Origin of the sequence: Phenylobacterium sp. (genome assembly GCF_035309685.1) — a bacterium.
In the GTDB taxonomy this organism is placed as follows: Bacteria; Pseudomonadota; Alphaproteobacteria; order Caulobacterales; family Caulobacteraceae; genus Phenylobacterium.
Map to the genome: position 1 here is coordinate 1 of NZ_DATGEX010000029.1, position 8826 is coordinate 8826.

General features: G+C 67.5%; 9 protein-coding genes and 1 tRNA gene. 6 read left to right on the top strand and 4 right to left on the bottom strand.

From position 1 onward, the window contains the following. The 3 genes from VKQ35_RS09320 to VKQ35_RS09330 all read left to right on the top strand — a co-directional run. Nucleotides 1-1219, top strand: a 1219-nt coding sequence (locus VKQ35_RS09320; protein ID WP_324360830.1) for a leucyl aminopeptidase, incomplete at its 5' end; no start/stop codon positions are given. A 7-nt stretch (nt 1220-1226) separates the two neighbouring features. Then, the gene (locus tag VKQ35_RS09325; protein ID WP_324360832.1) at nt 1227-1685 is read left to right on the top strand and encodes a DNA polymerase III subunit chi; all 459 of its coding nucleotides are present in this window, start codon (nt 1227-1229) and stop codon (nt 1683-1685) included. Next, a complete protein-coding gene (locus VKQ35_RS09330) occupies nt 1682-2089 on the top strand; it encodes a peptidase inhibitor I78 (protein WP_324360834.1) in 408 nt (135 codons plus the stop codon). The genes VKQ35_RS09325 and VKQ35_RS09330 overlap by 4 nt, the downstream gene beginning before the upstream one ends. On the opposite strand, the gene VKQ35_RS09335 is transcribed toward VKQ35_RS09330, so the two are convergent. Both VKQ35_RS09335 and VKQ35_RS09340 read right to left on the bottom strand, forming a co-directional pair. Beyond that, a complete protein-coding gene (locus VKQ35_RS09335) occupies nt 2086-3342 on the bottom strand; it encodes a glycosyltransferase (protein WP_324360836.1) in 1257 nt (418 codons plus the stop codon). The two genes, VKQ35_RS09330 and VKQ35_RS09335, sit on opposite strands and share 4 nt — an antisense overlap. Nucleotides 3343-3386: 44 nt before the next feature. Then, a tRNA-Leu gene (locus tag VKQ35_RS09340) sits at nt 3387-3469 on the bottom strand. Between the two features lie 168 nt (nt 3470-3637). On the opposite strand from VKQ35_RS09340, the gene tig reads away from it, so the two are divergent. Further along, on the top strand, nt 3638-5062 hold the full coding sequence (gene tig, locus VKQ35_RS09345; protein WP_324360846.1) for a trigger factor: 1425 nt from the start codon (nt 3638-3640) through the stop codon (nt 5060-5062). Between the two features lie 33 nt (nt 5063-5095). Here the strand turns inward: tig and VKQ35_RS09350 are convergent, their stop codons facing one another. Together VKQ35_RS09350 and VKQ35_RS09355 are read right to left on the bottom strand one after the other, a co-directional pair. Then, complete coding sequence (locus VKQ35_RS09350; RefSeq protein WP_324360838.1) at nt 5096-5611, bottom strand: DUF1579 domain-containing protein; 516 nt, start codon at nt 5609-5611, stop codon at nt 5096-5098. Between the two features lie 277 nt (nt 5612-5888). Continuing rightward, nucleotides 5889-6053 (bottom strand): hypothetical protein, encoded by a 165-nt coding sequence (locus tag VKQ35_RS09355; protein ID WP_324360840.1) that lies wholly within the window; start codon nt 6051-6053, stop codon nt 5889-5891. A gap of 332 nt (nt 6054-6385) precedes the next feature. Between VKQ35_RS09355 and VKQ35_RS09360 the strand changes: the two genes are divergently transcribed. Together VKQ35_RS09360 and VKQ35_RS09365 are read left to right on the top strand one after the other, a co-directional pair. After that, nucleotides 6386-8173 (top strand): FAD-dependent oxidoreductase, encoded by a 1788-nt coding sequence (locus VKQ35_RS09360; RefSeq protein ID WP_324360842.1) that lies wholly within the window; start codon nt 6386-6388, stop codon nt 8171-8173. Continuing rightward, nucleotides 8158-8826, top strand: a 669-nt coding sequence (locus VKQ35_RS09365) for a 2-oxoacid:acceptor oxidoreductase family protein (protein ID WP_324360844.1), incomplete at its 3' end; no start/stop codon positions are given. The genes VKQ35_RS09360 and VKQ35_RS09365, both read left to right, overlap by 16 nt.

The window sequence follows — 8826 nt, forward strand, 5'->3', positions numbered from 1 at the left end:
CGAACATGCCGCGGCCACGGCCTATGGGGCGGTGAAGGCCTCGGGCCTGACGACGCTGCGCCTGGAGCTGCCCGACGCCTCGGCGGAGCTCGCGGCCCGCGCGGCGCTGGGCGTTCGCCTCGGCAGCTACCGCTTCGACAAGTACCGCACCAAGGAGCCGGCCGAGAAGAAGCCGTCGGTGGTCAAGGCTGAGGTGGCGGCGTCCGACGGAACCGCGGCCCTGGCCGCCTTCACCCCGCTCGCCGCCCTGGCCGACGCCGTGGCCTTCACCCGCGACCTGGTGTCCGAGCCGCCGAACGTCCTCTATCCCGCCGAGTTCGCCGCGCGCGTGAAGGCGCTGGAGAGCCTTGGCCTTGAGGTCGAGGTGCTGGGCGAGGCCGAGATGATGAAGCTCGGCATGGGCTCGCTGCTGGCCGTGGGCCAAGGGAGCGTTCGGGATAGCCAGCTCGTGGTGATCAAGTGGTACGGCGCCGACGACAAGAAGGCCCAGCCCGTCGCCTTCGTCGGCAAGGGCGTCTGCTTCGACACCGGCGGCATCTCGATCAAGCCGGCCGAGAACATGGAAGACATGAAGTGGGACATGGGCGGCTCGGCCGCGGTCGCTGGGCTGATGCACGTGCTGGCCGGCCGCAAGGCCAAGGTCAACGCCATCGGCATCCTGGGCCTGGTGGAGAACATGCCCGACGGCAACGCCTATCGCCCCGGCGACGTGCTCACCTCGATGTCCGGTCAGACCATCGAGGTCATCAACACCGACGCCGAGGGCCGCCTCGTGCTGGCCGACGCCGTCTGGTACTGCCAGGACCGCTTCAAGCCCAAGTTCATGGTCGACCTGGCGACGCTGACCGGCGCGATCATCATCGCGCTCGGCCACGACCTGGCCGGCTGCTACGCCAACAACGAAGAGCTGGCCGCCAACCTGATCGCCGCCTCCCAGGCCGAGGGCGAGCCCCTGTGGCGGATGCCGCTGCCGGCCGCCTACGACAAGAACATCGACTCGATGATCGCCGATATGAAGAACACCGGCGGCCGGCCGGGCGGGTCGATCACCGCGGCCATGTTCATCCAGCGCTTCGTGAACGGCACGCCCTGGGCGCACCTGGACATCGCCGCCACCGCCTGGCGCAATCCCTCGAAGGTCCCTACCAGCCCCGACGGCGCCACCGGCTACGGCGTGCGCCTGCTGAACCGGATGGTGGCGGAGAAGTACGAGGGCTGAGGCGCCGATGTCTGAGGCCGCAACCGAGGTCTGGTTCTATCACCTGGAGCGGACGGGGCTCGACCAGGCCCTGCCCGAACTCCTGGAGAAGACCCTGCAGCGCGGCTGGAAGGCGGTGGTGCGGGCGCGGACGGCGGATCGGCTACAGCACCTGGACGCGGCCCTGTGGACCTGGCGCGACGACAGTTTCCTGGCGCACGGCCCGGATGACGAGCCGGGGGCGGAGCGCCAACCGATCCTCCTGACCACCGGCTTTGCGAACGCCAACGGCGCCGACGCGCTCTTCCTGGTCGACGGTGCCGAGCCCGGCGAACTCGTCGGCTACGCCCGCTGCATCGTGCTGTTCGATGGCGGCGACGAGGCGCAGCTGGCGGTGGCGCGTGCGCAGTGGAGCGCGATCAAGACCAGCGGCTCGCCGCTCTCTTACTGGAAGCAACAGGCGCGCGGCTGGGAGAAACAGGCGTGAGGTCGCTGCTGCTTGCGGGCCTGGCCCTGCTGGCGGCGGGCTGCGCGCCGACCTATCCGGTGGTGGCCGAGCACCCGGGGACCGCCAATGCGCCGGTCGAGGCGCGCCCAGCCCCAACGCCGGCCACGCCGGCGCCGCAACCTGCGCCGCAGAGCGAAACGCCGGCCGCGCCGCCGCGCTCGCTGCTGCCGCAGTCCACAGCGCAACGCCGCGATCAATGCGGCGCGGCGGAGTTGCAGAGCCTCATCGGGCGGCCGCGCACCGAGATTCCGGTCCCGCTGGACCCGCGCCGCCAGCGGGTCGCCTGCACCACCTGTCCGGCCGCCGAGGACAGCGATCCGGCGCGGCTGAACTTCCTGTTCGACGCCCAGACCGGCCGCATCCGCCAGATTCGCTGCGGCTAGGTTCCGAACGGCGTCTCGGGCGGCGCGTCGGGGATATCCACGCCCAGCTCACGCAGCAAGCTCAGCCAGGCCGCCAGGCCGTCGGCGCGGGAGAATCTGGCCACCGCGGTCTCCCGGGCGGCGGCGCGCAGGGGCGCCGACGCGCTCGGCTTGCGGCAGGCCTCGATCAGCGCCTGGGCGAGCGCGTCCACGTCGAAGAACGGCAGCAGCCGGCCGTTGACTCCGTCCTCGATGGCGTCGTGCAGCGGCGCGGTGTCGGAGGCCACCACATAGCAGCCGCTGGCCATGGCCTCGACCAGCGACCAGGAGAGCACGAAGGGATAGGTGTAGTAGACGTGGGCCGTGGAGAGCCGCATCGCCGCCAGCAGCTGAGTGTGCGGGGCTTTTCCCATAAAGTGCAGCCGTTGGGCGTCGACCTCCAGCCCCTCGAAGATCACCTCGCGCCAGGGCCGGCCGTCCGCCGGACTGCCGCCATAGGGCCGGGGCGCGTCGGCGCCGAACACCAGAACCTCAGCGTCCGGAACCTCCGCCATCAGCCGGGGCAGGGCGCGGGCGAAGATGTGCAGGCCGCGCAATGGTTCCATGTGGTTGTTGGCGTAGGTGATCACCCGCGCGCCCGGCGCGATGACGCGGCCATCGGCAAGCGCGAAGGGCTCGGCGGGCCCCGGCCGGATCGCCTCGGTGTCGACGCCCTCGTGGATCACCCGCACCCGCGGCTGGAAGACCGGCGGCAGCACCGAGGCCTGGAACTCGGTGGGCGCCACGATCACGTCCGCCTCGGCGAGCGCCAGGCTCATGACTGCGTTCTTGGCCTTGCCGGCCAACACCGCCTGTTCGGTGGTCTGGAAGAACTCCTCGTCGAAATCGATGTCGAGGCCTCGGCCCTTGTAGAAGAACTCCGAGAACATCACCCGCTTGGCGTCGGGCCACAGCTCGTCAAGGAAGACCGTCTCGCCCCAGCCGGGATGACCCACGATGACCTGCGGCTGGAAGCCCGCGTCCTTCAGCGAATGTCCCACGCGCAGCGCGTCGGCGCCGCGGATCAGGTCGGCCTCGGCGCGCACCGCAAAGGGGAAGATGCCCTGCGTCGTGCCGCGCCGCGTGGCATAGCGCCCAAGCGCCATGCCCTCGATCCCCGGCGCCGTCGCCGAACCGATCGCCGCGCAGGGCACGCCGCGCGCCAGCAGCGCCTCCGCCAGCCCGCGGAACTGGGCCGGGAAGTTGTTGTGGACGAAGAGCACGCCGCGCGACATGGCCGCCTTCTGCCTGCGCCGGCCCGCGCTGTCACGCGAGAGGATGGTGCGGCTAGAGGGACTCGAACCCCCACGGTTGCCCGCTGGTACCTAAAACCAGTGCGTCTACCAATTCCGCCATAGCCGCGCGCCGCCCGGGTCTAGAAGGTCTTTGGGCTTGGATCAATCGGACCGCCGTGACATAAACCGCGCCCTCCGCCGCTGGGGCGGATATAGATCAAATCCACAAACGGTGGTGAGCGCGTTCCTTAGCGCCATGACCGGATAGTTTCGAGCCGGAAGTCCCAAGATGTCGATGCAGATCGTTGAGAAGTCTAACGAAGGCCTGAGCCGCGTGTTCGGGGTCACCGTCCCGATGTCGGACCTGAACGAGGCCTTGGACGCCCGGATCGCCGAGGTCACCCCGACGCTCAACATCAAGGGCTTCCGTCCTGGCAAGGTGCCGACCGCCCACGTGCGCCGCCTCTACGGCAAGGCGCTGATGAGCGAAGTGATCGAAAAGACCCTCAACGAGACCACCCAGAAGGTGCTCGAGGACAACAAGCTGCGCCCCGCCGGCGACCCCGACCTGAAGCCCGAAGGCGACATGAACGCGGTGGTCGATGGCAAGGCGGACCTGGCCTACGAGATCGCCGTCGACGTGATGCCCGATTTCGAGCCGGTGGACGTCGCGACGCTCTCGCTGAGCCGCCCGGTCTACGAGCCGACCGCCAAGGAAGTCGACGAGGCGGTCGCCGAACTCGCCAAGCAGAACCGCACCTATGAGGAAAAGACCGGCAAGGCCGTGAAGGCGGCCGACGGCGACATGGTGGTCATCGACTTCCTGGGCAAGCTGGACGGCACACCCTTCGACGGCGGCGCGGCGGAGGACGCCGAGCTGGTGCTGGGCTCGGGCCAGTTCATCCCGGGCTTCGAGGAACAACTCATCGGCGCCAAGCCGGGCGACGAGACCGAGGTCAATGTGACCTTCCCCGAGAACTACCAGGCCGAGAACCTGAAGGGCAAAGCCGCCGTCTTCGAGGTCAAGGTGAAGGCCGTGAAGAGCCCGGTCGACGCGCCCGCCGACGACGCCTTCGCCGAACGCCTGGGCATCGAGAACCTCGAAAAGCTGCGCGATCTGCTGAAGGGCAATCTCGAGAAGGAATACGCCGGCGCCAGCCGCTTCAAGCTGAAGCGCGCGCTCTTGGACCAGCTCGACACCAAGCACGACTTCCCGTTGCCGCCCAAGATGGTCGAGGCCGAGTTCAACGCCATCTGGCAACAGGTGGAGCAGGACAAGGAAGCCGGCCAGCTGCCGCCGGAGGACGCCAAGAAGTCCGACAAGAAGCTGCGCGAGGAATACCACAAGATCGCCGAGCGCCGCGTGCGCCTAGGCCTCATCCTGGCCGAGATCGGCCGCGCCAATAACGTCCAGGTCACCGACCAGGAACTGGGCGAGGCCATGCGTCAGGAAGCCATGAAATACGGGCCGCAGGCGCAGCAGGTCTTCGACCTCTTCCGGCAGAATCCCAACGCCCAGGCCCAGCTGCGCGCGCCGATCTTCGAGGACAAGGTCGTCGACCTGATCGTCGAGAAGGCCAAGGTGAAGGACACCAAGGTCTCCAAGGACGACCTGTTGGCCGACGACGACATGCCCGAAGGCTACGGCGACGACGAAGCGCCGGCCAAACCCGCCAAGAAGGCCGCCCCGAAGAAGGCCGCGGCGAAGAAGGCGGACTGAGGCTCGGGTTCGAGGCGGCGGCGGACGGCGCGCCTAACCAATCCTCGTGAAGTCGCTGATCCAGTTGGTCTCCCAGGTCTTTCCGCCGTCGGGCGAGTAGGCCTGTTCCCAATGCGCCGAGGTGCGGGTGATCTTCGACCAGATGAACCGCACCTTGATCGGTTTCCCACGCAGGCTGTCGTCGCTGTAGAAGGTTCCGACGCCGTTGGCGAAACGGCCGAGCATCGGCGGGTCGAGCTTGCCGGTCGGCGTGCGGCCGTCGAGCCACCAGATCGCCCATTGCCCGGTCTTCGGATCATAGGCCCGCAGGGTGGCGCCGCTGTAGGCGTCGCCCGGCTTGTCGAGACGGGTGTCGTCAACATTTCCCAAGCCGTTCAGGATCTTCCACCACGTCTGGGCGCCGTCGTACTGCAGCCAGTCATGGCTGCCCGCCAGCCGCGCCTTCAGAACCCGGTTGTGGATCTTCCATTTGCCCACCCGCAAGTCGAAGGCGTGCAGCCCGCTCAGATCGGGCGTCTGGGCGGCCTGAACTGACGGCGCTGACGTCATCAGACCCAGTCCGACGACGAGGGCGATGGCGGAGGCAAAGGGGCGGCGACGAGTCATCGGGTTTTCCTTTGCAAAGTCGCGGCGATTGCGCGACCGCCTGCGAGGCTCACCCCATCCTGCCGCCACCCTGGTGTCAGCATGCTCGAGCGCGACGGCGCGCAAGCGGCGCTCCATAGCCGCTACCCGCGGTGCGTGGGCCGCGGCGCTTTGATCTGTCCTGGTGAAGCCTATCTCGGTCCTCGCCGCCAGAAACCGCGGCGACATCGATGGGGTTTGGCTAGAGCCCGCGCAGGTGCTGCAGCAGTTCGGCGTTCTCGACGCGGGCGCGGCGCTCGTTGATTTCCTGGAAGAGGCTCGCGTCCGCTTGCTCTTCGCGCGATCTCGGCGAGGAGGAATAGACGGGGGACTCGGATACAGGGACGATGTCGCCAGGTTCGGTCATCGCGTCTCTCCCAAACCCCGTCGTGAAGGGGCTTCCGCAAATTAAGTTACCATTAAGCAATCTGAACGCCCGTCAGAAAAGCTGGGCCGCCGATCACCTTCGCTTGAGGCGGCGGCGGCGGCCGAAATCCCGCGCCAGACCCGGATTCAGTGTGAAATCACCTAACAACGATCAGGAATGGGGTTGGCTTGACCGACGAACGGGGCCTAACCTGCCGCAAAGTGAACGCCGCGTCGTGACGGCCTAAGCCCCACTCAGCCCCGCGCTTCTGCTTGGCCCTGAGTCCGACTTGCCGTCCCGTGAGAAGAGCGTCGCGGGAAGGGATCGAGCTTTTGCAACGTACGAGTACGTGGACTCCCGACTACTTTCATAAGGTCGTGGACTGCCAGTTCGCCTGTCCCGCACACACGCCGGTGCCGGAGTACATCCGCCTGATCGCGGAGGGGCGCTACTCCGACGCCTACATGATCAACTGGCAGTCGAACGTCTTCCCGGGCGTGCTCGGGCGGACCTGCGATCGCCCCTGTGAGCCCGCCTGCCGGCGAGGACGCGTGGAGGAGGAGCCGGTCGCCATATGCCGGCTGAAGAGGGTCGCGGCCGACAACAAAGACGACATCACCGCCAGGCTGCCCGCGCCGGCGGCCAAGTCGAACGGCAAGCGGGTGGCCATGGTGGGGGCCGGACCCGCCTCGCTGACGGTGGCCCGCGACCTGGCGCCGCTGGGCTACGAAATCACCCTGTTCGATGGCGACGCGAAGGCCGGCGGCATGATCCGCAGCCAGATTCCGCGCTTCCGCCTGCCGGAAACCGTCATCGACGAAGAGGTGGGCTACATCACCGGCCTCGGCATGACGCTGCGGCTCGGCGAGCGGGTCGACAGCCTCAAGAGTCTGCTGGCGGAGGGCTATGACGCGGTGTTCGTGGGCTCCGGCGCGCCGCGCGGGCGCGAACTGAACCTGCCGGGCCGCGAGGAGGCCCGCGCCAACATCCACATCGGCATCGACTGGCTGTCGTCCGTCTCCTTCGGCCACATCGACAAGATCGGCCGGCGCGTGATCGTGCTGGGCGGCGGCAACACCGCCATGGACTGCTGCCGGACCTCCCGCCGCCTGGGCGGCGAGGACGTCAAGGTGATCGTCCGCTCCGGGTTCGAGGAGATGAAGGCCTCGCCCTGGGAAAAGGAAGACGCGATCCACGAGGACATCCCGATCCTCAACTGGCGCGTGCCCAAGGCGTTCACCCACCAGAACGGCAAGCTGACCGGCGTCACCTTCGAGGTGGTCAAGGCGACGGTCGACGAGACCGGCAAGCGCAAGGTGGTCAATTCCGGCGAACCGGACGAGCACTACGAATGCGACGACGTGCTGGTGGCGGTCGGGCAGGAGAACGCCTTCCCCTGGATGGAACGCGACATCGGCATGGAGTTCGACGAGTGGGAGATGCCCAAGGTCGACCCGATCACCATGCAGTCGACGATCCCCAACGTCTTCTTCGGCGGCGACGCGGCCTTTGGGCCGAAGAACATCATCTGGGCCGTGGCGCACGGCCATGACGCGGCCGTCTCGATCCACAAGTTCTGCCAGGGCGAGGACGTGAAGGTCCGCCCGCCGCCGGAGTTCTCCCTCGTCAGCCAGAAGATGGGCATCCACGAGTGGAGCTACGACAACGACATCGCCAACGACCGCCGCTACCGGGTGCCGCAGCGCGACAAGGCCGTGGCGCTGAAGGACGTCAAGATGGAGGTCGAAATCGGCTTCGACCGGGCGACCGGCTACAAGGAAGCCGAGCGGTGCCTGAACTGCGACGTGCAGACCGTGTTCGCCGACAACCTGTGCATCGAATGCGACGCCTGCGAGGACATCTGTCCGGTCGACTGCATCACCTTCGTCAAGGAGACGGATGAGGCAACGCTGCGCACCGAGCTGAAGGCGCCGGCGCTGAACCTCGATCAGGATCTCTATGTCTCGGGCGCGCTCGCCACCGGGCGGGTGATGGTCAAGGACGAGGACGTCTGCCTGCACTGCGGGCTCTGCGCTGAGCGGTGCCCCACCGGCGCCTGGGACATGCAGCGCTTCACCCTGGAAATGACCCACGCGGGGGCGGCATGTCAGTCGAGATGAGCCCGAGCGCGGCCAAGGCGGCCGGGCCGGTGGTGATCAACGACTTCGTGGTCAAGTTCGCCAATGTGAACGGCTCGGGCTCGGCCAGCGCCAACGGCATGTTCGCCAAGTCGATCCTGCGCTCCGGCGTGCCGGTGGCGGCGCGCAACATCTTCCCCTCGAACATCCAGGGCCTGCCGACTTGGTTCGAGGTGCGGATCACCGAGGCCGGGCACTTGGGGCGGCGCGGCGGGGTCGACCTGATGGTCGCGATGAACCCGCAGACCTGGGACAAGGATATCGCCTCGATCGAGCCCGGCGGCTATCTCTTCTACGACTCGACCAAGCCGCTGCCGCCGGAGAAATTCGGCAAGGATATCAAAATCATCGGGGTGCCGCTGACCGAGATCGCGAATCGCCGTTACAGCGATCCGCGCCAGCGCCAGCTGTTCAAGAACATCATCTATGTCGGGGCGCTGGCGGCGCTGCTCGATATGGACATGAAGATCGTCGAGCAGCTGATCGGCGAGCAGTTCAAGGGCAAGGACAAGCTGATCCAGCCCAATATCGAGGCGCTGCATCTGGGCTTCGACCATGCCAAGGCAGCGTTCGACTGCCCGATCGGCCTGAGGCTCCGGCATTCCGACAAGGTTGGCAACCGCATCTCGATCGAC